The organism is Sulfuriferula sp. GW1 (assembly GCF_047300855.1).
Lineage (GTDB): Bacteria > Pseudomonadota > Gammaproteobacteria > Burkholderiales > Sulfuriferulaceae > Sulfuriferula.
This window is the reverse complement of the sequence record NZ_CP170197.1, coordinates 646252-670747: the sequence shown is the minus strand read 5'-3', so window position 1 is coordinate 670747 and position 24496 is coordinate 646252. Positions and strand designations below refer to the sequence as shown.

Genomic DNA, 24496 nt, shown 5'->3' with positions numbered 1-24496 from the left:
CTATCAAGCCTTGTGCGCCTGGCGTTGCAGGATGTTGGAAAACTCCTCCATGAAGCTCTCGAAGCGGTTGGCCAGGCGGTCGATATCATGGGTGTAACGGTTGTATGCGACCACCGCCGGTATCGCGGCGAACAGGCCCATGGCCGTGGCTATCAGCGCCTCGGCAATTCCCGGTGCCACATTTGCCAGTGTGGCCTGTACCACATTCGACAAACCGCGGAACGCATTCATGATGCCCCATACGGTGCCAAACAATCCGACGTAGGGGCTCACCGAGCCAACTGTAGCGAGGAACGCCAGATTCGATTCCAGCCTGTCCATCTCGCGCTGGTAGGTGGCACGCATGGCGCGTCTGGCACCTCCCATCACGGCACTCATATCCATGCCGGGCTGTCCCTTGAGCTTGCTGAACTCGCGGAATCCCGCCTCAAAAATGCGCTCCAGTTCGCCTGCCTCCTTCCAGTCCTGAGTGGCCCGCTTGAATAGTGTATGCAGGTCGGTCCCGCTCCAGAACTCTTTCTCGAACGCTTCAGCCATACGGGTGGCACGCCGGATAGCGAACATTTTGATAAAAATGTACCACCATGACATGAACGACGCGACCAGCAACAGTCCCATCACGAATTGCACTGCCAGACTGGCGTTGCCGACCAGCGCCAGCATGGAAAGATCCTGGCTTAACCCGATATTCACGCTATTTTTTCCAATGCCTGTAAAAGAGTGTCCGGTATTTTAACCGGTTTGAATGACAGCGAGCTGACGCACGCCACCTCGGTTTCCCCACCGACGAGTAAATTGTCGCGCACAATATTCTGGGCAAAAACAATACGGCACTGACCAAAGCGCTTGACCGTGCTGACTACGCGGAGTTCATCATTAAAACGGGCTGGCTGCAGATATTCCACGGTGACGCGCCGCACCACAAACATGATTTCATGCACGGCTATCAGTTCAGTCTGTTCAAAACCCAGCGCGCGCAGCCACTCGGTACGGGCGCGCTCCATGAATTTGAGGTAATTGGCGTAATACACCACGCCCCCGAAATCGGTATCTTCGTAATAAACTCGCACCGGCCACACGAATTCAGACATCGCCATCCCACAATTCCGCTGCCGCAGTCTTGCCTGGCGCGGCCAGGCCAAAGTGGCGGTAGGCCATGGCGGTGGCCATCCTGCCGCGCGGCGTGCGCTGCAAATAGCCCTGCTGGATAAGAAAGGGTTCGAGCACATCCTCGATGGTATCGCGTTCTTCGCCGATGGCAGCTGCTAGGTTATCCAGCCCGACCGGGCCGCCGTCGAACTTTTCCAGCACTGCGGCGAGCAATTTGCGGTCCATTACGTCCAGCCCGGCGCTATCCACGTCGAGCATCACCAGCGCGGCGTCGGCCACATTGCGACTGACAATGCCATCGGCGCGCACTTCGGCATAATCGCGCACCCGGCGCAGCAAGCGGTTGGCGATACGCGGCGTGCCGCGCGAACGGCGCGCGATTTCAAATGCGCCGTCATCCACGATGCTCATTTCCAGCAAATGCGCAGAACGGGCAACGATGCGGGCAAGCTCTTCCGGCGTGTAGAACTCCAGCCGGGCGACGATACCGAAACGGTCGCGCAACGGATTGGTGAGCATACCGGCGCGGGTAGTGGCGCCAACCAGGGTGAACGGCGGCAAATCAAGCTTGACCGAGCGTGCGGCCGGGCCTTCGCCGATCATGATGTCGAGCTGAAAATCTTCCAGCGCCGGGTAGAGTATTTCCTCCACCACCGGACTCAGACGGTGGATTTCGTCGATGAACAGGACGTCGTTGGGTTCGAGATTGGTGAGCAAGGCGGCCAGATCGCCGGCGCGTTCCAGCACCGGTCCGGAGGTCTGGCGCATGTTCACGCCCATCTCGCGCGCGATGATGTGTGCCAGCGTAGTCTTGCCCAGTCCGGGCGGGCCAAACAGCAGCACGTGATCGAGTGATTCACGACGCTTGCGCGCCGCCTCGATGAATATGCTGAGCTGTCCGCGCGCTTTTTCCTGCCCGACATATTCGGACAAATGCTTGGGGCGCAGAGCGCGTTCGATTTGCTCTTCGGCGACGCTTTGCGCGGCAGGCGCGATGAGACGGTCGGTTTCGATCATGCGGATTTAATCATGTCCTGGAGAGCAATTTAAGCGCCTGGCGGATGCCGTCTTCCACGCCGGCACCGGCGGCCAACTGACGCACGGCATGGGTTGCTTCGCGTTCATTGTAACCCAGCGCCAGCAGCGCGTTCAGCACGTCGCCGCCGGCAGCCGCTACCCCGCCCTGCCCCGCCCCCGGCAACGCGTCGGCAAGCTTGCCCTTGAGTTCCAGCAGCAGGCGCTCGGCGGTTTTCTTGCCGATGCCGGGAATTTTGGTGAGGCGACCGGTATCCTGCATCGCCACGGCTTGCGCCAGCTCGTTCGCATTCATGCCGGACAGCACCGCCAGCGCCATTTTCGCGCCGACGCCGGTAATCCTGATGAGCTGCCGGAAGGTCGCACGTTCTGCCTCGCTGCCAAAGCCATACAGCAACTGTGCGTCCTCGCGCACTACCAGATGCGTATGCAGTGCCACCCGCTCGCCAATGGCGGGCAGATTGTAGAAAGTGCTCATGGGCACGTCGATTTCGTAGCCGACTCCATGCGCATCCACAACAATCTGCGGCGGGTGTTTTTCGATGAGCGTACCGGTAATTCTGCCGATCATTTGCGATCCTTTTCATTCACACCAGGCGCCCGTTTTTAACCCGATATCCCGCCGTGGCGAAACCACCCAGCCCTTGCCCGCCGTGCGCATGGCAGATGGCGCAGGCCAGTGCGTCGGCGGCGTCCGGGCTGGGCACACCGGGCAGATTCAGCAGGCGCTTGACCATTTCCTGCACCTGTTCCTTGGCAGCGTGGCCGTTGCCCACCACCGCCTGTTTCACTTGCAGCGCGGTATATTCGGCCACCGGCAACGCCTCCAGCACTGCCGCGCAAATCGCCGCACCGCGCGCCTGGCCGAGCAACAGGGTGGACTGCGGATTGACGTTGACGAACACCTTTTCCACTGCCACCTGCTGCGGCTGATTGCTGTGGATCACCTCGCGCAGGCTCAGCAGGATGACTTTCAGCCGTTCCGGCAATTCCCCTTCCCCGCTCTTGATGCAGCCGCTGGTAAGGTATTGAATACGATTGCCGGTTTTTTCTATGATCCCGAAACCTGTAATGCGCAGGCCGGGGTCGATGCCGAGGATGCGGATACTATTCACCTTGGCGCGTTCAAATCGGGCTGCGTGCAGCTACTCATTGATCACTGCAGAGGTAAATACCTCCTGCACGTCGTCCAGCGATTCCAGCGCATCCAGCAGCTTCTGCATTTTCTCTGCATCGTCGCCGGTGAGTTCGGTTTCATTCAGCGCCTTCATGCTCACTTCAGCGAATTCCGGCTTGAATCCGGCCGCCTCCAGCGCCTGTTTGATGGTACGCAACTCGTACGGCGGCGTAATGACTTCGATACTGCCATCTTCGTGGCTGACAATGTCATCCGCACCCGCTTCCAGCGCGGCTTCCATCAGCTTGTCCTCGTCGGTTCCGGGAGCAAACAAGAGCTGTCCGCAATGCTTGAACTGGAACGCCACGCAGCCGTCGGTACCCATGTTGCCACCGTATTTGCTGAACGCGTGACGCACATCGGCAACGGTGCGCACCTTGTTGTCGGTGAGGCAATCCACCATCACAGCCGCGCCGTTGATGCCGTAACCCTCATAGCGTATTTCCTCATAATTCACGCCTTCCAGCTCACCACAACCGCGCTTGATGGCGCGCTCGGTGGTGTCCTTCGGCATGTTGGCGTCGAATGCCTTGTCCATCGCCAGACGCAAACGCGGGTTGCAACTTACATCGCCTCCACCCAGTTTGGCGGCAACGGTGATCTCCTTGATCAGGCGCGTAAAAATCTTGCCGCGCTTGGCGTCAGTCGCGGCTTTCTTGTGTTTGATGTTCGCCCATTTGCTGTGGCCGGCCATAACTACCTCTGGTATTCTCAAAAATACGCTAATCTTACCATTGCGACCCCCTAACCGATAAGGCCAGAGCCATGACCGAGCCGCTGCACATCGCCCAAGCCACCCAACCGCTCTACCTGCTGCCGCAAATGGCCAACCGCCACGGCCTCATCACCGGCGCCACCGGCACCGGCAAGACCGTCACCCTGCAGGTCATGGCCGAGCATTTTTCCGCCATCGGCGTGCCGGTGTTCATGTCCGATGTGAAGGGCGATTTGTCCGGCGTCTCCCAGGCCGGCGGCGGCAACGCCAAGGTTGAAGCCCGCGTGACGCAACTCGCGCTGACCGATTTTTCTTATCAGGCTTACCCGGTCACCTTCTGGGATCCATTCGGCGCTATGGGCCACCCGGTGCGCGCCACCATCTCCGACATGGGACCGCTGCTGCTGGGACGCATGCTCAACCTCAACGACACGCAGGCGGGTGTGCTCAACCTGGTCTTCAAAATTGCGGATGACAATGGCCTGTTGCTGCTTGATCTCAAGGATCTGCGCGCCATGCTGCAATACGTGGGCGACAACGCCAAGGACTTCACCACCGAATTCGGCAACGTCTCCGCTGCCAGTATCGGCGCCATCCAGCGCGGCTTGCTGGAGCTGGATAGCCAGGGCGGCGAGAAGATTTTCGGCGAACCGATGTTGAACATCGCGGACCTGATTCAGACCGACTCGGCAGGGCGCGGCATGGTCAATATCCTGTGCGCCGACCAGCTGATGCAATCGCCCAAAACCTACGCCACGCTGTTGCTGTGGCTGCTGGCTGAGCTGTTCGAAAACCTGCCCGAGGCAGGCGACCTGGACAAGCCCAAACTGGTGTTTTTCTTTGATGAAGCCCACCTGCTGTTCAACGACGCACCACAAGCCCTGGTGGATAAAATCGAACAGGTGGTACGGCTCATCCGCTCCAAAGGCGTGGGTGTGTACTTCGTCACCCAGAACCCGGCGGACGTGCCCGACAAAGTGCTGTCCCAACTCGGCAACCGCGTCCAGCACGCCCTGCGCGCCTTCAGTCCGCGCGACCAGAAAGCCGTCAAGGCCGCAGCCGAAACCATGCGCGACAACCCTGATCTCGATGAAGAAACCGTCATCACCGAACTGGGTGTAGGCGAAGCGCTGGTGTCCTTCCTCGACGAAAAAGGCCGCCCAGGCATGGTCGAGCGCGCCTTCATCCTGCCGCCGCAAGGCCAGATCGGCCCTATTACTCCGGCGCAACGTCAGGCCGTTATCGCCGATTCTCTGGTCGCCGGGCATTACGAAAAAGAAGTGGATCGTGAATCCGCCTACGAAAAACTCAAACTCCGCGCCGAACAGGCCGCAGTCGCATCCACGCAACAAACCGAGGCCAAACAAGCCGAGACCCAAGCGGACAATGGCGGGCTGTTGGGCACCATCTTCGGCGGAGGTAGCGGTAACCGAGGCCGCCAGGGCGCGATGGAGGCCATGGCCAAAAGCGCCGCCCGCGCCATCGGCTCGGAAATGGGACGGCGGATCATACGCGGGGTGCTGGGTTCGTTGCTGGGAAGCAAACGATAAATCTTTGCGAACCCCCATTTAGTTACGTGGTGGAAAAGTGATGCCGGTGCGGGAATTCGGCGAGGAATGGCATCCTGGCCGACCAGATACCTTTTAAGGCACCCGCCTATTCGTGCCCCAGTTCATCCAATGCGTGAAATACCTCGTTAAAGGAAACCTCCTGGTTACGTACAAAGCACACAATGTTTGTTCTGGTGCAAATAGATAAGGCATTGCCGAGCATCATCCATCCTTGTGGCGGCCAGCCTGCCTTGCCGGATATGGTCATGAGCAAATCGCTGTTTTGGTGGGAAATGCGTCCATTGGCGTAACAAAGCTGGGCTGCAAGACCGGCATTTTCCAGATCCAAATCTCCAGCCGACTCGGCCAGTGAGCCGTCATCATTGTAGCGAAACGCGGCAACCACGCCCTTGATACCAAGCATATCTTCCAGGTCCATCATGGCTCCATCCTCCTTGCATGGCTAGACGTTTTCATTGAAGACTGTATAAGCTCGGTCATAATCAAAATCTTTAGCATGCGCCAGGATAGCCTGGCTTCCCATACCCATCATTACGTGATCGAGGCTCAGGAAAGCAAAACCACGTTCCGGCAGAAAACCCCGCTGGTCAGTATATTTGCTCCACCCTGTCGCCTGCATTCGGTAAATTGCGACGTTGGCTGCGCACATCTGGGCGACCAGCTCGGCGAATTCTTTATCGATTTCGCCACGCATTTCACCCAGCTCACCCTTACAGGAAAACTCGATTGCACCATACACGCCGGGCAAAGACATCAATTGATCCAATGTAGGCATATTATTTCCTTTCATGCAGCATTCATTTCATCATCCACCCCTGCAGATTGGCGCATGACCGAAATCACTTCGCCAAACGAAGCCCTTTGCAGATCCAAAATGCACATGCTGTCTCGTACACTGGCTATGCACGTTTCCGGACCCCACATCGCCCAGCCATAGCAGGATTCCCAGCCTGACTTATTCGCCAGACGGTCCAGGAGCAGGCCTTGCATTTCCATGGTGAGCGTAATGGAGGAACATAAGCTAGCCATCGACTGGGCCTCCGTCATGGGGAAAGAGCCTTCAAACTCTTCCAGCAATCCTTTTCGCGAAAACAGGCCCGCAGCCATGGCACCTGAAAGTTTCAGCAATTCCGATGATCTTGACATGAATACCTCTCGACTATTTTAGAAACCTTATGATCAGCGTTAAATAACAAAACAAGTTTGACTATAGAAGAAAATAAAAAATTCGCACCATGATGTACCCGAGATGGAAACTTCAGTGCGGACGGGTTTGGAACACAGCCATATGTATTCTTTCCATGAATCGACTCGCACTCGTAACTGTAGCGGAACGAGTGCTCCGCTTATTTGATTTTGCGTATATCCTCAGTGGATAAAGGCGTCGGATTGATGTACTGGTAACCCCTGTATTCAAGATAGGCGATTTCCGCAAAACCGGATGGCACCACGGTAATAAAACCAACCATATCCTCGGGCTTATAACCGGCCATTTTCATGGCATTGCTGCACATGTAAAACACCACGCCCTCTTTTGACAGAGCGGCCATTTTGTCAACAATGGCCTGGTATTTTGCATAGTTTTCCTTGGCGAAAGCCCTGAGTTCAGGACCATGAGTAACGATCGCCACTTTTCCGCGCGTAACCTGGCGGGTATTCCGCACAAAATCATAGAGGAGATCGAGTTTTTGCGGGTCGTCATAGCTTACGTCGAACACGGTATTGAGAACAGGAGTCGGACGCGTTTTAACCGTAGCGGTTCCATAGGGGACAGCAATGTCCTTCGCAGTCGCGGTACCCAGGCATGTCAGCATACTTAAAATAACCATGACGGACTGTTTCCATCTCACGGCGCATCTCCTATGGATTGAATTGGCGGCATGGCACAAACAGGCCAGACACTGTGTTCATGCATGGCTGTTTTGAAACTTGATCCAGGCGGCCAATTTTTCTTCCTCTTTCTGGAGTTCAAATTGATTGACTAATCCACGCTGCAAGGCAAGCGCCACTGCACGCATACGCACATTGATCAGTTCGCTGTCGCACAAAGTAGAGGCTTCCGCATTGGCGCCAAGCTTCATGTAAAGCGACTGGAGTCGATTCTGGACGCCACGCCGGGACAGATAGTGCCGTTCCGCGATGGCGTTATCTGTCAGCCCCAGCGCGAGGTCTATCAGAACTTCAAATTCGATGTCGGTGATCGACGTGGCGTGTTTGTGCGCCCTGGCCTGCACCGGGCGCACTTGTGGATCAATCCAGCATTGGCATTCCTCGAAAACCGCGTTTACCGCTTTTTCAAGAACCTCCAGCGAATTATTTTTCAGGATGTAGCCGTAAACGGTTTCCGCCGGAACTATTTTTGCGAGTGCGCGTACGTACATTTCGTCGTCATACTGCGACCAGAACAGAAAGCGCGCGCCCGGCTTGGTTTCCCATACCCTGCGAGCCAGTTCAATGCCGTTTATTTTGGGCATCTGGATATCCGTAATGACCCAGGGCTCATCTAACTCAGTGCACAAGGACAATGCTTCCATGCCATTCTCTGCCGGTATCACCCGACGTGGCGCAAGCAACTCGATGAGGAAACCGCGATCTCGGTGATTATCGTCCGCTACGATCAGGGTGTGGCTGGCATTCATGGTTTGGGGTTCACTTCACGCTGAGAGGTAAGCAACCAGCGAAAATCCAGCCGGGTACCTGTATTGAAGCGGGAATGCTCATGTTTGAATGTGGCACCCATTGCACGAGCACGCTGACGCAGATTGGAGAGCCCGTGACCCTCTGTGCCAGATGCCGCAATCCCTACGCCGTCATCATCGATCGTTAATACAATATGGTCGCCCACTGCGCGCAAGGCAATCTCGCCCAGCGAGGCATGCGCATGGCGTAGGACATTGGTGGCGGACTCACTGATGATGCGAAATAAATTAACGCGCTGAAACTCTGTCAGGGCTTGTTCGGCAGCGTGTTCAAAGTGGAGCATCCAGCGCGGCGATCCTGCTGCGTTACGCTCAAGGAAAGAACGGGTTGCGGCTTCCAGGCCGAGGATATCCAGCGTTTGTGGATGAAGATCGTCGATAATGCGCCGTATGTCGGTGGAAATGTTGACGACATCCTTTCTTAGCGATGCCAATTGAACTGCTTGTTCGACACCTCTGTCCGGCAGTTTTTCAACGGTTTCCAGGATACGTGCCACCGATGTTAAATCGGCAAGCACCTGGTCATGCAGATCCATGGCGATGCGCTTGCGTTCATTTTCAGCGCCCTGCAGGACTTTTTCCACGGCAACAACATTGAGGAGACGCTGGGTCATGTCGGCAACACAGCCAGCCAGTTCGTCAAGCTCATCGCGGATGGTTGATGGTGCATCCACAGGCACCAGATTTCCACTGCACAGGGATCGTGCTTGCCTGGCAAGTGCTCCAATCCGCGAGCGAACCGACCGTACGGTAATCGCCGATAGAAGCACGGCTAGAAACAGGCATGCAAGCAGCATGTACAGCGACGTCTCTGCCAAATCGGCAATAGCGCTGTTGAGCCTGGTGTAGTAATTTGCATAAGCCTCGCGTTTTCTATCCCATAAAGCACTGTTGAATGCTTCAAGTTTTGGCAACACTTGCGCCAACGCCAAATTGACCCGCGCAGGATCGTATCCGGCGGGATTATTTATGATTGCCTGCTCCTTCTCTACAAACGCACGCAGATCGGAAGGCATCTTATAGAGCACCTCGGGATATAACAGGTTCTCGGAAAAAATAGCCGATTGTCCGAGATATTCCGGCGTTGCCGAGAGCGGAGTCGCTGGATTACTGCGCAACGGGAGCGCAATGATTTTCTGAAGCCGGTACCCTGCACCCATTGCCAAGTGCAGGCGATCAGTAATACGAACCCACTGCCGCACGATCTCATTTTCATGACGAATCTGGGCCAGACCAAGCAATGAATATCCTGTCAGGCCGGTGAGCAATGCAATGATTACTGCCGGGGCAAGTGCGAGCTGATAGACAAATGGCAATCTCGGCATGGTCTGGCCTTGCGCTATTAAGTATCGTTTTGATTTTATACTTGATATTTACCTTCATGACTGTGCAGATGCACAGTCATGAATGACCGGTCGATACTGATTATTTGCGTTTCGAACGCTTTCCTTAAATCCGATATATCGCAATAGTGGGCCTGGCAGGTTTATTCCTGCAAGGAAGAATATCGACTCACTACCTATCGGAAGGAGATAACATGCGAAAAAAACCAGCCATCTACATGCTACTTGCGCTTTTTTGGGGCGGACTGGCAATTTTCCAGCCTGCCCAGGCGGCAAGCGCACGAGCCCATCACCCAGCCGTTGCTGTTAAAGAAAAGGTGGTCATTCAGGTGAGTGACAATGATCCGAAAAAATGGGCGCTCGCCCTGAATAATGCCGAAAACGTACAAGAAGATATTGGTAAGGACAAGGTGGACATTGAAATAGTCGCGTACGGACCTGGCCTGCCAATTTTGAAACTGGACTCACCTGTTGGCACCAGAGTAGCGGATGCGATCGCGAGCGGAATCAAGGTAGTTGCCTGCGAAAACACCATGAGGAAGACCAATCTGACCAGGGATGACATGCTGCCCAATCTGAATTACGTTAAATCCGGGGTGCCTGAGATCATGCACCGGCAACGAGAAGGCTATGCCTATATTCGTCCCTGAAATAGCCTGTTCTTGGCGCCCAGATACGACCAACTCCGGAGGAAATGCAGCTACATTTCTTCCGGAGCACTCCAGCAATTCAAACAGGTCACAGCCCCACCAGCTGCGCATCCACTCCGCGCTCGGCGAGCGTTTGATGGATAGCCCGCATACTGGTGCAGTCAGGATCGTAGGCGACCAGCATGAGGTGCGGGGCGGATGGTGAAACATGGGCGCTGATGACGCAGGGATCTTCGCGTACGCAGTCTTCAAGCACCACTTTTTCCGTAGGGCCGAGATTGCGATCGAGGTGAAACATGACATTGGCGATGGATGTGAGCATGATTTTTTCCTCCAGTTATTCAGCATAGACCAGCGATCCCGTCTCTGGCTGGTCATAAGAGAAATTCATCGCGCTACCTATTTCTTCAATTGAGCTTGCCGTATCCCAGCATCCCCATCATGAATCTTACTGTGCCATAAGCCAGCCAGCCCAGACTGCGCTTATACCAGGGTCGATGCAGCCAATGGTCGTGGACAAGACACCGGCTACCCGTATCGATGGCCGCTTGCAGGCTGGCATGCAGTTGCCCGGCGAATGCATGGTCTTCGAGCACGATATTGGCCTCGCGTGCCAGTAACAGACTAAATGGGTCAATATTACTGGAGCCCACGGTGGCCCAGCGCTGGTCGATTACCGCGACTTTGGCGTGCAGAAAGCTCTTGTGGTATTCGCATATGGTAATGCCTGCCGCCAGGAATTGGCCGTAAAGAGCGCGCGAGGCATAGTGCAGCAGGCGATATTCCACCCTGCCCTGCAATAGCAGGGAAACCCTCACGCCGCGCCCTGCCGCTTCGATCAACGCACGGCGGAAACGGATACCGGGCAGGAAGTAGGCATTGGCAATAATGATTTCATCGCGCGCCGCATTGATGGCATCCAGATAGGCTTCTTCAATATCGCGCCGGTGGCGCAGGTTGTCGCGTATCAGCAACGCCGCCTGTTGTTCGCCAGCGGGGGCCGAATGCACCGCCACTGAATGCAACCGGTGCACCCTGCGGCCTTGCGTCCATTTCACCAGCTTCCACAGGCGCCGCATCACGGGCGCGATCTGAGCGAGCACCGGTCCCTCCACACGAACTGCATAATCGTAGCGCGGTGGAATCTGTCCGGGTGTATCCATATCGTCAATGATATTGATGCCGCCCACGAACGCGGTGCGTCCATCAATCATGCACAGCTTGCGGTGCAGACGGCGCAGGCGGTTGCGGCGCAGGTGCAGTATTCCGGGTTCTGGGCGAAATATTAAAATCTCAACCCCGTCGCGACGCATCTCGTTCAGTAGCTGGCTTGGCAATGCCTTGCTGCCGAATCCGTCCAGCACCAAACGGACTGTCACCCCTCTCAATGCGGCACGCGACAGCGCTGCTGCTATCGTACGACCGGTCACGTCGTTTGCAAAAATGTATGTTTCCAGGTGGATTTCGTGCTGGGCGGCCTCTATCGAAGCTTCCAGCTCGGGGAAAAACTCCACACCATTTTGCAGCAGGGTAATGCGGTTACCGGACAGGAGGCCTGGTGTCATGCGTGCTTAAGGGTTGCCGTAAGTGCGGCATGGTCAGAAATACGTCGCCAGTAGGCGCCATGCATTACCCTCGCTTCGGCAACATCAAAACCACGCACATAGATTCGATCCAGGTGAAACATTGGAAACGCCGAGGGAAAACTGCGTGCCGGACTGCCATTAGCCAGCTCGAACACTTCTCTCAATCCCAGCTCCTGGGCCAATTGCTTCCCGGCCCGGATACGCCAATCGTTAAAGTCGCCGGCAATAATGAGCGGCGCATCATCCGGGACTGCGCTGCGGATACGCTCAGCCAGCAAATGCATCTGAATGGCACGTCCACGCTCGAACAAACCCATGTGCACGCACAGGCAATGCAGCGCCTGTTTCATCCCGGGTACCGCCATTTCGGCGTGCAGCAAGCCGCGCGATTCGTAAGCATGGGCGGAAATATCCAGATTTTCCCAGCGCAGGATGGGATAGCGCGACAAGATGGCATTGCCATGGTGACCTGCATCATAGACGGCGTTTTTGCCATAGGCGAAGTCCGGCCATACGCTGTCGGCGAGAAATTCGTACTGAGGGGTAGTGGGCCAGTTGGCGAAACGCTCTGCGTGGCCAGCGTGACTGCCTTGCACCTCCTGAAGAAATACAATATCTGCAGACAGTGCCCGTAGCCGCTCACGCAACTCATGGATGACCATGCGCCGGTTGAAGTGGGAAAACCCTTTATGAATGTTGTAGCTGGCGACGCGCAAAACGATGCTCATGCCCATATGATAGCAATTCCTATGGCCGAGGCGTCATTTCTATGCGTCTCTTATATCACCATCTGCTGGAGGATGACATGCCCATGCGCGTCAAAATCAGGGGTCGCTATGCAGCAGCGCGTGGTTGTTCGCGCTCCTGTGCACTACTGCGTTTATCGACATAGATACTGGAACCTGTCGTACGTTTTGCCATTTTCTTCACTTCCGTCGCTGCGGCCGCGACTTCGTGATGCCCTGCAAATCGTCCCGGTGCAACCTGCACTATGCCTATGGACAACGCGGGAAAAGGATGGAATTCCATGGTACCGCGCCGGTCTTCCGCCTCATAACCCCCTGCGGTCAGAATTTGCGCAGGCAGCATCCGGGCAAGGCTGCTATCAAATGCATCCAGCATCCTGCGGCAACGCTGTTCCCAATCCGGGCTTTGGAAAAGCATGAAAAAATCATCTCCACCGATATGACCGACAAAATCCATGTCCGGGTCACAATGCACAGAGAGTAAATTGGCCGTCATCTGAATGACCTCATCTCCCTTGCGATAACCATAGACATCGTTGAAGGGCTTGAAATGATCCAGATCGGCATAACACGCACAAAATGCCTGCCCATTTTCCAGCAAACGTTCGGTATGTTCGGTGATCGGCACATTTCCGGGCAGCAGGGTCAAAGGATTGGCATAGCGCGCTGCCTGGATCTGCAAGTCGGTGATTTCCTGCATCAGATCGAAGCTGGACCCGACCCCCAGGTAGAGACCGCGATCGGTGAAGATATATCCATCGGCAAAATTGCTTTTACCCTTGTTGACCACCAGTTGGCTCAATTCGGCCACGGGTGTTTTGATATCGACAATCAACGGGTCACTGTCCATGAACATGGCGCAAGGCTTTCGGCCATACAGCTCGCGCGTATACACCCGCGAAAATCGGTCTATCAGCAGGCTGCGATTGATCAGGCCAACGGGCACGCCATCCTTAACCACCGGCAAGGCATGGAGCTTGGGGTGCGTTTGAAACACCTTGAGCACTTCTTCGCTCATCGCATTCGGTGGTACTGAAGGCGCGTCCATCAGTAATTTCCGGGATTGATGTTTACGCGCATCGATCTTCTGGGTGTGCGGATAAACACAAATCTGCGCGCTGGCCATGCACTCCAGCACTTCCTGGCTGGGTGAATGAGCCGGACGATCGAGCGGATGACCAATAAAATAGCCTTGCCCGAAACAAATTCCCATGTCTTTGATGACCTGGAATTCGGCACGGTTTTCAATACCTTCGGCAATCAGGCGAGCGCCGCCGTTCTCGGCAATTTGCTGGATGGAACGAATGAATTGCAGCTTGGTGGGATCCTGATGAATCCTGTGAACAAAATGCTTGTCTATTTTTACATAATCAGGCTGCAGTTCTGACCATAGCCTGAGACTGGAGAAACCCTCGCCCAAATCATCCAGGGCAATCTGGAAGCCTTCCGCGCGCAATGCCATGATCGCTTCCACTACTGGCGCAAGCGCCATCTTGGGTGAGCTTTCAGTGATCTCGAAAACGATACGGTCACGCGGTAAGCCATCACTATTCAGAAGCGCCTGCACTTCATCCGTTTTCAGGCAACCATCCAGCAATCCCAGCGGACTTATATTCAAAAACAGGCGCCCGGGCAGGGCTCGCTTGATGAACCAGTCAAGCACAGTGGTCACGCACAAGGACTCAACGCGACCAGACAAATCGAATTGTTCGGCAGTAGCCAACAGCTTGATGGGGGAATGCAGTGGACTGTCGGAAGGACCACGGATCAGGCCTTCATAGCCTATCAGTTGGCCCGCACGCAAATCCATAATGGGCTGGAAAACAGCCTGGAGCGTTTCATTTTCCAGGATATCCAGCAACAGGTCATGCAGTCTCATGGCTACTTACCTATTTACAAAATAACCTGGGCATCCTATAGGTACACTATGACAGTTACATGACAAACATGGTTATGCGAAACCTCATATTGCTGCCTCGCCTCACGGAATTTACTTGAGCAGTCGCCTGATTGCTTCGGCATTGCTGGATGAGAAGCATTTTTCTGGTGCCGCTTCAGCGGCTAGCCATATATAGTCAAGGTGCTCGCGCGGCGACACGGTGATCGGTAATGCTTTCGGCAACATCAGACCGAATACATGCTCGGTATTCTCGGTAACACCTGGCGCATAGCGATGACGCCACTGCGGATAAATGGTGAAAGTATTTTGATAACCCCAGTCGTCAAGGCGAAAACATTGCGCATCCAGGCCGGTTTCTTCCCTCACTTCACGCACCGCAGTTTGCCGGAGGCTTTCCTCACCATCGCGACTTCCAGTGACCGATTGCCACAAGCCGGGATGATCGGCACGTTCCAGTAACAGCACCTGCAGATCCTGGGTATAAATGACGACCAGCACTGAAACCGGCTGTTTGTGCGTTTGCTCCATGCACTTTCTCAAGGTTCGTAACGAATTGCCGTTATTATGATAATAATGGTATATAAATACCAAAAATAAAACGTAAAACATGGAGACAAAAGATGAATCCTGCACTCTGCTTTATCCGTACCGCGCTCGGCGGTGACGAACTGCAACAACCCAAACTCGGCCTCAGACCACGTTGCCGCCAACTCCTGTTTGTACTGGATGGCACGCTATCCATCGCGCAGCTAGCTCAGTCCATGCCTGGCATCAGCGATCTGGAAGGCACCCTTCTGGACATGCAAAAGCTAGGCTTGATCTGCCTCAGTAGCGAGGCCCCAGTTAAAACCGAGGTCGCCGAAAGCACCCCAACCAGCAGTCACGATGATCTGGCCGAAAAGCTGGATCATGCCCTGCATCACAGCTCGGATAGCGGCAACCGTTTTGAGGATGCGAAGCGCCATGCTGCAGATATGATGACTGCACTGTTTGGCGCCAAATCCTCGCATGTGGACAAGCTCGCACAAGCCAGAACGCAAGGCGAACTGCTGGCCGAAGTCGCCAAATGCAAGAAAATCCTCGGCGCTGTGGCGAGTGCATCCAAGGCACAACACTTCGAACAGTCAGTGCTCGCCGCGCTGCAAAAATAACCCCCTGTTCGGGGTGGCAAAGCCTGGCTATGCCTTTGCCGGTTCTATATTGCGCAGGCGGATGTGCAATTCCCGCAACTGACGCTCGTCCACTGCATTCGGGGCTTGCGTCATCAAGTCATTGGCACGCTGAGTTTTTGGAAAGGCGATTACGTCGCGGATGGATTCAGCGCCCGCCATCAGCGCCACCAGGCGGTCCAGACCGAAGGCCAGGCCGCCATGCGGCGGGGCACCGAATTGCAGGGCATCCAGCAGGAAGCCGAATTTCTCGCGCGCTTCTTCCTGGCTAATGCCAAGCGCGCGGAACACGATTTCCTGGACTGTTTGCTGATGAATACGCACCGAACCGCCACCCACTTCCCAGCCATTCAGCACCATGTCGTAAGCGCGTGACAACGCAGCACCCGGGTTGCTTTCCAGCAGTGCTTCGTGGCCCAGCTTGGGTGCGGTGAAAGGGTGGTGCAGCGCATCCCAGCGTTGCTCGCCTTCGTTGTATTCAAACATCGGGAAATCCACCACCCACAGTGGCTTCCATTCATTCACCGCATGGCCTTTTTCGTGGCCGACCTTGCTGCGCAGTGCTCCCAGTGCATCGTTGACTACACTGGCTTTGTCCGCACCGAAGAAAATCAGATCGCCGTTGCCAGCTCTGGTGCGCGCGATAATCTCGGCCAGCGCCGCTTCTGGCAGGAATTTGACAATCGGCGATTGCAGACCGGTTTCATTGATCTGGGTCACATCGTTGACCTTGATGTAAGCCAGGCCTTTGGCGCCGTAGATTTTGACAAAATCGGTGTAGTCATCGATCTCTTTGCGCGACAGCTCCGCGCCACCGGGAACTTTCATTGCCGCCACACGGCCGCCTTGCATGTCCGCCGCACCCCGGAATACCTTGAAGTCCACGGTTTTCATCAGGTCAGTGAGTTCGACCAGTTCCAGCGCCACGCGCATGTCCGGCTTGTCCGAACCATAGCGGTTCATCGCCTCGCTGTATGGCATGCGCGGAAACGGATTGGGCAAATCCACGTCCATGACCTTTTTGAACATCTCGCGGATCATCGCTTCCACCAGATTCATGATTTCCTCTTCGGACATGAATGAGGTTTCAATATCCACCTGGGTGAATTCGGGCTGGCGGTCGGCGCGTAAATCTTCGTCACGGAAACATTTGGTGATCTGGAAATAGCGGTCAAAACCGGACACCATCAATAACTGCTTGAACAGTTGCGGCGACTGCGGCAGCGCGTAGAACATGCCGGCATGCACGCGCGACGGCACCAGATAGTCGCGCGCGCCTTCCGGCGTGGAGCGGGTCAGCATCGGCGTTTCGATTTCCATGAAACCGTTGACGTCAAGGTAGTCCCGTAAAGTCTTGGCCACGCGATAGCGCAGGCGCATGTTGTTCTGCATCACCGGGCGGCGCAGGTCGAGATAACGGTGTGTCAGACGCACGTTCTCGGACAGGTTTTCGTCATCGAGCTGAAACGGCGGCGTGGCAGAAGCGTTGAGCACCTCCATCTCCAGTGCCAGTACCTCGATTTCGCCGGTCGGCAGATTGGGGTTGACCGTACCTTCCGGGCGGGAGCGCACGCGGCCGGTGATTTTCAACACGAACTCAGTACGCACGTCCTCGGCAATTTTGAAAGTATCGGCACGATCCGGATCGCATACCACTTGCACCATGCCCTCGCGGTCGCGCAGATCAATGAAAATTACCCCGCCGTGGTCGCGGCGGCGATGTGCCCAGCCACATAGTGTGATGGTTTGGTCTAGATGGGTGCGGTTTACGGAGCCGCAGTAATGGGTGCGCATGGTAATTTTGAATTGGAATTGTTGAAAAATTGAAGCTGCTTAGGTGCTGGAATGATTGACCAGCGTTTGTTTGTCGGGTGATGAGACGACTCCCATGGAAACAATGTACTTGAGCGCCACATCCACACTGATGCCCAGTTCTATGGTGTCAGTTTTTTTCACAAAAAAATAAAAACCATTCACCGGGCTGGGTGTAGTAGGAATAAATACACCCACGTATTCGGCATCCAGGCTGCCTGCGACATCACCGGGTATGTTGGTCTGGAATGCCAGAGACCACGCGTCCGAGTGGGGGTAGCGTACCAGCAACACTTTGCGGAACGCCTCGCCCGAGCCGGAAAATAACGTGTCCGACACCTGCTTGACGCTGTAATAGATTGATTTTACTACTGGAATCCGCCCCAACAGGCTTTCCCAGAACAGCAGTAGGCGTTGACCTATGATATTGGCTGTCACCAGACCCGTCAGCAGAATCACCGCCAACGTCAGCACCACGCCCAGGCCGGGCAGATGCATCCCCAACCATGCCTCTGGCCGCCACGCATGGGGCAGCAACAGCAGAGTCTGATCCATGCTGCCGATAATGAGATTGAGCACCCACAGGGTAATCCCCAGCGGCACCCAGATCAGGAGCCCGGTGATGAAGTAGCGTTTCATATTGCTTTACTTTCGCGCAGCCCGTGGTTGCGTCTGGTCAAGTACACGCCGGGCACGCTCCGGTTCCACAAGCCGGGGCTGGGGCAGCTTCTTCCTTCTTGGCAGGACTGCCTCCCTTGAAGTCGGTGGCATAATAGCCATTCCCTTTAAGCTGGAAGCCGGCCGCGGTAAGTTGTTTACTGAAGCTATCCTTGCCGCATTGCGGACACACCGTGAGGGCGGCAGCAGACATTTTTTGCATGACGTCTTCGGCGTGGCCACAAGCAGCGCATTTGTAAGCGTAGATAGGCATAGCAGACTCCTGAAAAAACGGTTAACAATTCAACCCGTTATTGTACATTAAGAATGTCTGATATATGGGTTTTTCAGGACTTTACAAGTGCGGCAGCATTTTCGACAGCAATACGCGCAGTTTGGCCGGCCGCACCGGCTTATACAGCAGCGCATGGCCACTGACCTTGATTGCACGTACTGATTCGGGAGCCGTATCGCCGGTAATCAGCACTGCCGGTATGCCCGCACCAAATATAGCGCGAAACCTTGCGATAACATCCAGCCCGATCTCCCCATCACGCAGGCGGTAATCGCAAAGCAGCACGTCTGGCGCCCGATCCAGTTGCGCCAGCGCGTCGCAACCCTTGGTGGCCGAGACCACTTGCAATCCCCAGCCGGTCAACAGGCTACGCATAGCCGTGAGAATTTCCTCATCATCATCGATGACCACAACCAGCCCATGCAATTGCCCGGACAGGGTGCGCCGTCCGGAATCGCGTAAATCCTCTACCACCGCTCCTGGCTCAGATTGAGCCACGCTTATACTGAACACCGAGCCACGTTGCGGACAAGAGCGCAAACTCAACGGGCAATTCAGTAGCCGCGTCACGCGCTCAACGATGGCCAACCCCAGCCCGAGGCCATTGCCGCGTGCGCGCTCGGGATTATGCAGCTGTACGAATTCTTCAAAAATGTCCTGCTGCCGATCCTCCGGAATACCTCGTCCGCTATCCCATACTTCGATCAACACCCGCGCATTGCGACGTCGGCAACCTACTACCACGCCGCCGGAATCTGTGTAGCGCACCGCATTCGACACCAGATTGAACAACACACGCTGCAATAGCAGCGGGTCGGTATGCAACAGAGCCCGACTCGGCACTACCAGCAGCTTCAGGCCTTTGGCCTCGGCCTGATGAGTAAATTCGGTGCGTACCCGGTCAAGCACCCGGTTCACCGGAAATACCCGCTCGTGCACTTCCAGCACACCCGCATCAAGCCGGGAAATATCCAGCAAGGAATTGAACAAACCCTCCATCGCAGCCACCGAAGCTTCGATATTAGTCAGTATGCGCAGTTGTTCAGATTCATGAAGTTCATTCTTGAGCGCAGCGAGAAACAACCCCAGCGCATGGATGGGTTGGCGCAGGTCATGGCTGGCTGCAGCCAAGAATTTAGATTTGGCGATGTTGGCGTGCTCGGCAGCTTCTTTCTGTTCGGCCAGCGCGGCAGTCGCCTCTCGAATACGCTGCTGCATGCCTACTCGCGAGGTAGTGAGATCCTCTGTCATCTGATTGATGCCAACTTGCAGCGCGCCCAGTTCACCCCCGGCGTCATGCTCCACGCGTGCGTGCAGATTACCAGCACCGATGGCGTGCACCACAGTCAGCATTTCACGTATCGGTTTTGTCACGTTTCTTGATAAACGCAACGCCAGCGCAATACCGAACATCATCACCAGCAGACAAATACCTGCGCTGGTCAATAACATGGCGCGATTGATGGCAGCCAGATGCTGCAAAGAAACGCCCACTCGTACCCACCCGATACGATGCCCCGATATATCCGGCGCATTCTCATGCAAGGTAAACATATCGGTAGCGTGCAGAGGAGCCATATCTATGGGCGCAGTAAAAACCAGCCTGTCGCCGACTTCCATCGGCTCGGTCGCACCCTGTAGGGTGGATGGCACCTCCCCGGCGGAAGCCAGCAGTTTGAAACGCGTATCGTAGATGGCCGCAAAATCCACCCCTGTCTCGGCATGCTGCGCGTTCAGCAGGTTTTGCAAAAACTTCTGATTGTAGGCAACCACGCCGTATTCCGCCGCAGTCGCCAAATAGCGTGCCTGGGCGGCGCCACGTTCGCGCAGCGCCTGCTCGGCATCCTGGATACGGCTATAACTGAAATACACCCCAAGAAGCACTGCGGTGATCAACACCGGCAACATACCCAAGAGCATCGCATGTTGTCGCAAACCCCACCGGTTCACGGCTGGGGCTCCGCTAGCAAAGCAGCATACAGCTGTGCATCCGCCGGGATGGTGAGCGACAGGGCGCGCGCTACATTTCGGTTAACCATCACACTAAAATAACGCGGCGGCTGGGGCGGTGGCAACACAAAAGGCTTGCGGCGGATTATCTCTGCGATCTGCCGGCCAATCTGCTCCGGAGTGGAATAGACCGCGAGCAGTGCTCCCGCTTTGACCAGTGCAGCCGAATAACCAAGTACCGGTCTGCGCTGGCGATAGGAGGTCAGAATCAAGCTCTGCAAACTGGCGCGGTTCACCACTTCGACATCCGGCAGCAGCAGCAAAGCGTCGCTATGCAGCAATACCGCGTCAATATCCGGAAATAGTGTCGTGGCGTTGTCCAATGTTTTGGCCACCAGTTGCAAGCGGCTGTCCTCCGCGGCCACCTCCAGCATATCCCGCTCACCCAGTGTGGCTGATCCCAGCAACACACCGACCTGTTTTATATCAGGTAGCGCCGCATTCAATAGCCGAAACTGGCGGAGATAGGGCTGATCCAGACTCACAGCACTAAACTGGTGGCGGCGTGCTCGCAATACCAGTTCGCGCATTATTTTCTCGTAATGCTGACGTGGCAACAAACCGGCCAGTACCGGTGCGGCGCCGGGCAAACGAGCAAGCGTTTCTGTAGCTTTCACACCCAGAGGAACCAACAAGGTATCGGCACCAAACCCACTATCACGCACCTCATTCATGCTCAATATGCGCAGCGCGAGCTTCCCATCAGCTTCCGCCAGGCCGCTGCTTATTGCGGCGGCGGCCTCCAGATACGGAGCGCTTCGTTCAGACAGTACCAGCACCACTTCACGCGCGCAGCCCTCAGTCGCAAACCCCATACCCAGCAGCACAGCCAGCCACAGCAGCAGGGTGTCCGGCAATAGGTAGAGGCGCTTGCCCATTTCTGTTGTTTTTCCCCGCATCGGTTCTGGTTTCGGCATCCTGCCATTTGTTTCGCCGTCTTGCAGGATTGTCATCTGCGAACCGCCAAACGTGTAGTTTTGCGATGGTCTAGGCCATTCGAATTAGTCCATTTGATACAGTAATTCGTTGATTTATCTAAAATTAGGCCGAATGGTGGATTTCCATTTTCCTCCAGGCGCGGATAATTCAGCGTGTCGACTCGCAGTACGCCTGTCGCAACAGGATAAGTTTGATCTGGAAAGAAATAACCAACAACAGCCAATCAACCCACTCACAACATGGCATCAGCAGTGCCACTCAAGACTGCCGCTTAACCCCCATTCTCTATCTGGAAATGGGGGTTCTTTTTTTATCTTGCCGTTTCAACTTACAAGAGCAAGGATACCCGTCGTTGCCAATGGCGCAAAGATTGCAAGTCGTGCAAACACGACTACAGCAATTTGCGCCGCTGCGCTTCCATCACTGCTTCGGTGCGGTTATTCACTTCCAGGGTGCGGAAAATACCGGCCAGATGGACTTTGATGGTCCCTTCACCCAACCCCAATTCGCGCGCAATGAGTTTATTTGGCTTACCCGCAGCGAGCAGTTTGAGCACATCCATTTGGCGTTCGGTCAAACAACACGACGTTTGGCCCCGTGAAGTAGCCTGGGGAGCAGCCATTACTTCCGTGGCGGCCAACTCCTGATCCATCACCAGCGGCGGCAAGTAAATGCCGCCCGACAATACCAGGCGTATGGCCGAGAGCATGACCTGACTGGAGGAAGATTTTGGGATATAGCCCAGCGCTCCGACATCCAGGACTGCCTGCACGTTGGGACGCGATTCGGAACCCGACAGCACCACGATCGGCACATCGGGGTGAGCGGTCTGGAAATGAACGACGCACTCGACGCCAGTTACGCCGGGCATGTGCAGATCGAGCAATGCGAGATCGATGTCCTCATGTTGATTGGCGTGTGCGATGGCCTCCTGACAGGTTCCCGCTTCCAGCACTTCCACATCCTTCCCCATCTGCTGCAGCAGATGGCGTGCTCCTTCACGAAACAGCGCATGATCGTCGGCCAGGATAATTTTCATCGGCTACCAGCCCAGTGTCAACGTCACAAAAGCACGTCGTTCGAAGCGCATTTCCGGCCTGAATTCACTGTAAGGTCCATTCAGGCTTTGCCCCACCAGCGCCAGCTCGGCCTCGTGTGCGCCATCGCGCCAACGCTTGGCGAGACGCGCGTCCACCCGTTCGTAACGATGCACCGGGTCACCCTCGCCCAGCCAGGTCATTGCCGCTTCCTGGTAATAGCCCATGCTGGCTTGATATCCACCAAGGAATTCCTGGCTGATCAACAGACTGGTCTGATGGCGTGGCACGGAATAGCGCGTATCTCCATTAGCAGAACGTGCCCTGGTCCAGGCTTGGTTGAGCACAATCAGACTGCCTTCCAGTGGACGCCAACGCAGCTGGAACTCCGCACCGGTGAGGGTGGCGCCGTACAGGTTACGGGTACTGGTGTAGCCATTGTAAGGATCAAGAATCTCGGTACCCGGCGCATAAAACTGTTTGATCTGGCCTATCAACTTGCTGTAGCTATCGTGGAATACCCGCGCATCGACTGTCAGCCGAAGTTTGTGAAAATCGCCCACATAACCCATTTCGCGCGACAACACCTCCTCTGAATTCAACCCCCCGCTGTTCAGCGCAACCTGATTGAGCAGAAGCCCATTGTATGTATAGCGAAAATTGGCACCTTCCTCGATCGGCGTGGGCGAGCGGTAACCCCGACTGATACTGGCGCGAAGGGCGTGATCTGGATTGATCAGATAGTTCACGGCCAGTCGCGGAGAAAGAGTGGTGTTACCGTAATAATGCTTCTCCAGCATGGCACCAGGCTGTACCAGCCAGTGTGACGTGGCACGCCACTCGCCATTGAGGAATAAACGATACAAATTTCCGCCCAAGGCTTGATTGGTGCCTAAATAGCTAGCCGAAGTAACCTGGTCGCGCCGCACCTCCGCACCCCACACCAAACGGACATTCTGGCGTGGGTTGGTAATCATCTGAAACTCGAGGCTGTCGCGATAAGCTTCATAGTTGAGATTGACAGGATAATTGAGTGTAGGTGGCAAGGGCGGAGGCAAAAAAGGGAGATCTGGCGGCCCAAGGAATACATTCCACTCCTCGCGTACCCGGTTGTGAGAATGATTGAACTGTAGCGACCATTCGCTGTTGGCATCCGGCGCGCGACGGAATTTCATCTGCACGAAATCGCTCACCGAATACTGATCATGTGCGGGATACGAGAAATCGTTTGGGAACCCCTTCTGCCATTTACCCTCGCTATATCCCGCTTCGGTACTGAGCTCATCCGAGGTATTCAAGCGATAATCCGCACGCACGTTGACAAGCCGGTCACGCGACAGATCTGGGAGGGTGTTATAGCGTTCATCCTGCTTCTGCGCCACGGTAATACGGTAATCGAGAGCACCGCGCTGGCCGCCGTAACGATACATGCCGTCACGCACGCTTTTGTCACCCATCGTTAAAGAAGCAGTATTACCCTGGGTTTGAGAAGGATGCTTGGTAATGATATTGATGACTGCCAAAAAAGCATTGGGGCCGTAGGTCGATGCGTTGGGGCCGCGCACCACCTCGATCCGTTCGATGTCCTCGATCGCCAGCGGCAGATCGCGCCAATTCACCTGGCCAAAACCGACGTTGTAGATGGAGCGCCCATCCACCAGCACCTGCATGCGCCGCGAGTAGGCATCGCTCATGCCATGATAGGTCACCACCGGGATGTTGCCGGCATAGTTGGATACGCTAAAACCCGGCACCAACCGGAGCAAATCGGGAATCTCGCGAAAACCCGAGGCACGGATCATTTCCTGGTCAATCACGGTTACTGCGGCCGGTGCTTCCTGCTGGGGCTGCAGCAGCCGCGAAGCGGACAGCACGACCGGCAGATCGGTAAGGTAATCCGCCTCGGTGGGTAGTTGTTCCGTATCGGCCCACACTGGGCTACTCCCTGCCAGCGCGAGCCCTGTGAGCAGACGCAGGAATACTGATTGCATGCTTCCCCCTTTTCTTGCATTTTTTTATTATTATTCAAACCGGATGATTAACTA

The 24496-nt window shown here is 55.5% G+C and carries 27 protein-coding genes; 3 read left to right on the top strand and 24 right to left on the bottom strand.

The genetic code is table 11. The annotated features are described in order from the left end of the window. Positions 1–3 precede the first annotated feature (3 nt). From tolQ to ACFDAU_RS03365, 6 genes are read right to left on the bottom strand one after another with little or no spacing between them, the layout of a single operon-like run. Positions 4–687, bottom strand: a complete 684-nt coding sequence (gene tolQ, locus ACFDAU_RS03390; RefSeq protein ID WP_413439494.1) for a protein TolQ — start codon at positions 685–687, stop codon at positions 4–6. Positions 688–689: 2 nt separating this feature from the next. Next, the gene (gene ybgC / locus ACFDAU_RS03385) at positions 690–1091 is read right to left on the bottom strand and encodes a tol-pal system-associated acyl-CoA thioesterase (RefSeq protein ID WP_413438619.1); all 402 of its coding nucleotides are present in this window, start codon (positions 1089–1091) and stop codon (positions 690–692) included. Beyond that, positions 1084–2127, bottom strand: a complete 1044-nt coding sequence (gene ruvB / locus ACFDAU_RS03380; RefSeq protein WP_413438618.1) for a Holliday junction branch migration DNA helicase RuvB — start codon at positions 2125–2127, stop codon at positions 1084–1086. Before ruvB ends, ybgC begins: the two co-directional genes overlap by 8 nt. A 10-nt stretch (positions 2128–2137) precedes the next feature. Further along, positions 2138–2716: a Holliday junction branch migration protein RuvA gene (ruvA, locus tag ACFDAU_RS03375; protein ID WP_413438617.1), complete on the bottom strand. Its 579-nt coding sequence runs from the start codon at positions 2714–2716 to the stop codon at positions 2138–2140. A 16-nt stretch (positions 2717–2732) separates the two neighbouring features. Beyond that, on the bottom strand, positions 2733–3260 hold the full coding sequence (gene ruvC / locus ACFDAU_RS03370; RefSeq protein ID WP_413438616.1) for a crossover junction endodeoxyribonuclease RuvC: 528 nt from the start codon (positions 3258–3260) through the stop codon (positions 2733–2735). 30 nt (positions 3261–3290) lie between these two features. Next, the gene (locus tag ACFDAU_RS03365; RefSeq protein WP_124705102.1) at positions 3291–4016 is read right to left on the bottom strand and encodes a YebC/PmpR family DNA-binding transcriptional regulator; all 726 of its coding nucleotides are present in this window, start codon (positions 4014–4016) and stop codon (positions 3291–3293) included. A 71-nt stretch (positions 4017–4087) separates the two neighbouring features. Here ACFDAU_RS03365 and ACFDAU_RS03360 point away from each other — a divergent pair, with 71 nt between their 5' ends. Further along, the gene (locus ACFDAU_RS03360; protein ID WP_413438615.1) at positions 4088–5587 is read left to right on the top strand and encodes a helicase HerA-like domain-containing protein; all 1500 of its coding nucleotides are present in this window, start codon (positions 4088–4090) and stop codon (positions 5585–5587) included. A gap of 106 nt (positions 5588–5693) precedes the next feature. Here ACFDAU_RS03360 and ACFDAU_RS03355 read toward each other — a convergent pair whose 3' ends face one another. The 6 genes from ACFDAU_RS03355 to ACFDAU_RS03330 all read right to left on the bottom strand — a co-directional run bounded on the left by ACFDAU_RS03355 (position 5694) and on the right by ACFDAU_RS03330 (position 9632). After that, a complete protein-coding gene (locus ACFDAU_RS03355; RefSeq protein WP_413438614.1) occupies positions 5694–6029 on the bottom strand; it encodes a DUF2173 family protein in 336 nt (111 codons plus the stop codon). 21 nt (positions 6030–6050) lie between these two features. After that, a complete protein-coding gene (locus ACFDAU_RS03350) occupies positions 6051–6383 on the bottom strand; it encodes a DUF2173 family protein (RefSeq protein ID WP_413438613.1) in 333 nt (110 codons plus the stop codon). An 11-nt stretch (positions 6384–6394) separates the two neighbouring features. Beyond that, a complete protein-coding gene (locus ACFDAU_RS03345) occupies positions 6395–6754 on the bottom strand; it encodes a DUF2173 family protein (RefSeq protein WP_413438612.1) in 360 nt (119 codons plus the stop codon). 200 nt (positions 6755–6954) lie between these two features. Further along, a complete protein-coding gene (locus ACFDAU_RS03340) occupies positions 6955–7458 on the bottom strand; it encodes a DsrE family protein (RefSeq protein ID WP_413438611.1) in 504 nt (167 codons plus the stop codon). Between the two features lie 57 nt (positions 7459–7515). Beyond that, the gene (locus ACFDAU_RS03335; protein WP_413438610.1) at positions 7516–8247 is read right to left on the bottom strand and encodes a response regulator; all 732 of its coding nucleotides are present in this window, start codon (positions 8245–8247) and stop codon (positions 7516–7518) included. Next, positions 8244–9632 carry an ATP-binding protein gene (locus ACFDAU_RS03330; RefSeq protein ID WP_413438609.1) on the bottom strand — a complete coding sequence of 463 codons (1389 nt, stop codon included), beginning with the start codon at positions 9630–9632 and terminating at the stop codon, positions 8244–8246. The genes ACFDAU_RS03335 and ACFDAU_RS03330 overlap by 4 nt, the downstream gene beginning before the upstream one ends. Before the next feature lie 212 nt (positions 9633–9844). On the opposite strand from ACFDAU_RS03330, the gene ACFDAU_RS03325 reads away from it, so the two are divergent. Then, positions 9845–10300 (top strand): DsrE family protein, encoded by a 456-nt coding sequence (locus ACFDAU_RS03325; protein WP_413438608.1) that lies wholly within the window; start codon positions 9845–9847, stop codon positions 10298–10300. A gap of 88 nt (positions 10301–10388) precedes the next feature. Here the strand turns inward: ACFDAU_RS03325 and ACFDAU_RS03320 are convergent, their stop codons facing one another. The 5 genes from ACFDAU_RS03320 to nudB form a co-directional block, all read right to left on the bottom strand. Then, positions 10389–10622: a hypothetical protein gene (locus tag ACFDAU_RS03320; RefSeq protein ID WP_413438607.1), complete on the bottom strand. Its 234-nt coding sequence runs from the start codon at positions 10620–10622 to the stop codon at positions 10389–10391. A gap of 85 nt (positions 10623–10707) precedes the next feature. Beyond that, positions 10708–11865: a cardiolipin synthase ClsB gene (gene clsB, locus ACFDAU_RS03315; RefSeq protein ID WP_413438606.1), complete on the bottom strand. Its 1158-nt coding sequence runs from the start codon at positions 11863–11865 to the stop codon at positions 10708–10710. Further along, on the bottom strand, positions 11862–12614 hold the full coding sequence (locus tag ACFDAU_RS03310) for an endonuclease/exonuclease/phosphatase family protein (RefSeq protein ID WP_413438605.1): 753 nt from the start codon (positions 12612–12614) through the stop codon (positions 11862–11864). The genes clsB and ACFDAU_RS03310 overlap by 4 nt, the downstream gene beginning before the upstream one ends. Before the next feature lie 106 nt (positions 12615–12720). Beyond that, entirely contained in the window at positions 12721–14511 is a 1791-nt protein-coding gene (locus ACFDAU_RS03305) for a GGDEF domain-containing protein (protein ID WP_413438604.1), read from the bottom strand. A 111-nt stretch (positions 14512–14622) separates the two neighbouring features. After that, a complete protein-coding gene (gene nudB / locus ACFDAU_RS03300) occupies positions 14623–15060 on the bottom strand; it encodes a dihydroneopterin triphosphate diphosphatase (RefSeq protein WP_413438603.1) in 438 nt (145 codons plus the stop codon). A gap of 92 nt (positions 15061–15152) precedes the next feature. On the opposite strand from nudB, the gene ACFDAU_RS03295 reads away from it, so the two are divergent. Continuing rightward, positions 15153–15683, top strand: a complete 531-nt coding sequence (locus ACFDAU_RS03295) for a hypothetical protein (protein ID WP_413438602.1) — start codon at positions 15153–15155, stop codon at positions 15681–15683. A 27-nt stretch (positions 15684–15710) separates the two neighbouring features. Here the strand turns inward: ACFDAU_RS03295 and aspS are convergent, their stop codons facing one another. The 7 genes from aspS to ACFDAU_RS03260 all read right to left on the bottom strand — a co-directional run bounded on the left by aspS (position 15711) and on the right by ACFDAU_RS03260 (position 24442). After that, the gene (gene aspS, locus ACFDAU_RS03290; protein WP_413438601.1) at positions 15711–17495 is read right to left on the bottom strand and encodes an aspartate--tRNA ligase; all 1785 of its coding nucleotides are present in this window, start codon (positions 17493–17495) and stop codon (positions 15711–15713) included. Positions 17496–17534: 39 nt separating this feature from the next. Continuing rightward, positions 17535–18152 (bottom strand): DUF502 domain-containing protein, encoded by a 618-nt coding sequence (locus ACFDAU_RS03285; RefSeq protein ID WP_413438600.1) that lies wholly within the window; start codon positions 18150–18152, stop codon positions 17535–17537. A 37-nt stretch (positions 18153–18189) separates the two neighbouring features. Next, complete coding sequence (locus tag ACFDAU_RS03280) at positions 18190–18444, bottom strand: FmdB family zinc ribbon protein (protein WP_413438599.1); 255 nt, start codon at positions 18442–18444, stop codon at positions 18190–18192. 81 nt (positions 18445–18525) lie between these two features. Then, positions 18526–20373, bottom strand: coding sequence for an ATP-binding protein (locus tag ACFDAU_RS03275; protein WP_413439493.1), 1848 nt, complete (start codon positions 20371–20373; stop codon positions 18526–18528). Between the two features lie 38 nt (positions 20374–20411). Continuing rightward, the gene (locus ACFDAU_RS03270; protein WP_413438598.1) at positions 20412–21428 is read right to left on the bottom strand and encodes an ABC transporter substrate-binding protein; all 1017 of its coding nucleotides are present in this window, start codon (positions 21426–21428) and stop codon (positions 20412–20414) included. A 377-nt stretch (positions 21429–21805) separates the two neighbouring features. Next, positions 21806–22453 (bottom strand): response regulator, encoded by a 648-nt coding sequence (locus tag ACFDAU_RS03265; RefSeq protein WP_413438597.1) that lies wholly within the window; start codon positions 22451–22453, stop codon positions 21806–21808. A gap of 3 nt (positions 22454–22456) precedes the next feature. Beyond that, a complete protein-coding gene (locus ACFDAU_RS03260; RefSeq protein ID WP_413438596.1) occupies positions 22457–24442 on the bottom strand; it encodes a TonB-dependent receptor plug domain-containing protein in 1986 nt (661 codons plus the stop codon). Positions 24443–24496 lie beyond the last annotated feature (54 nt).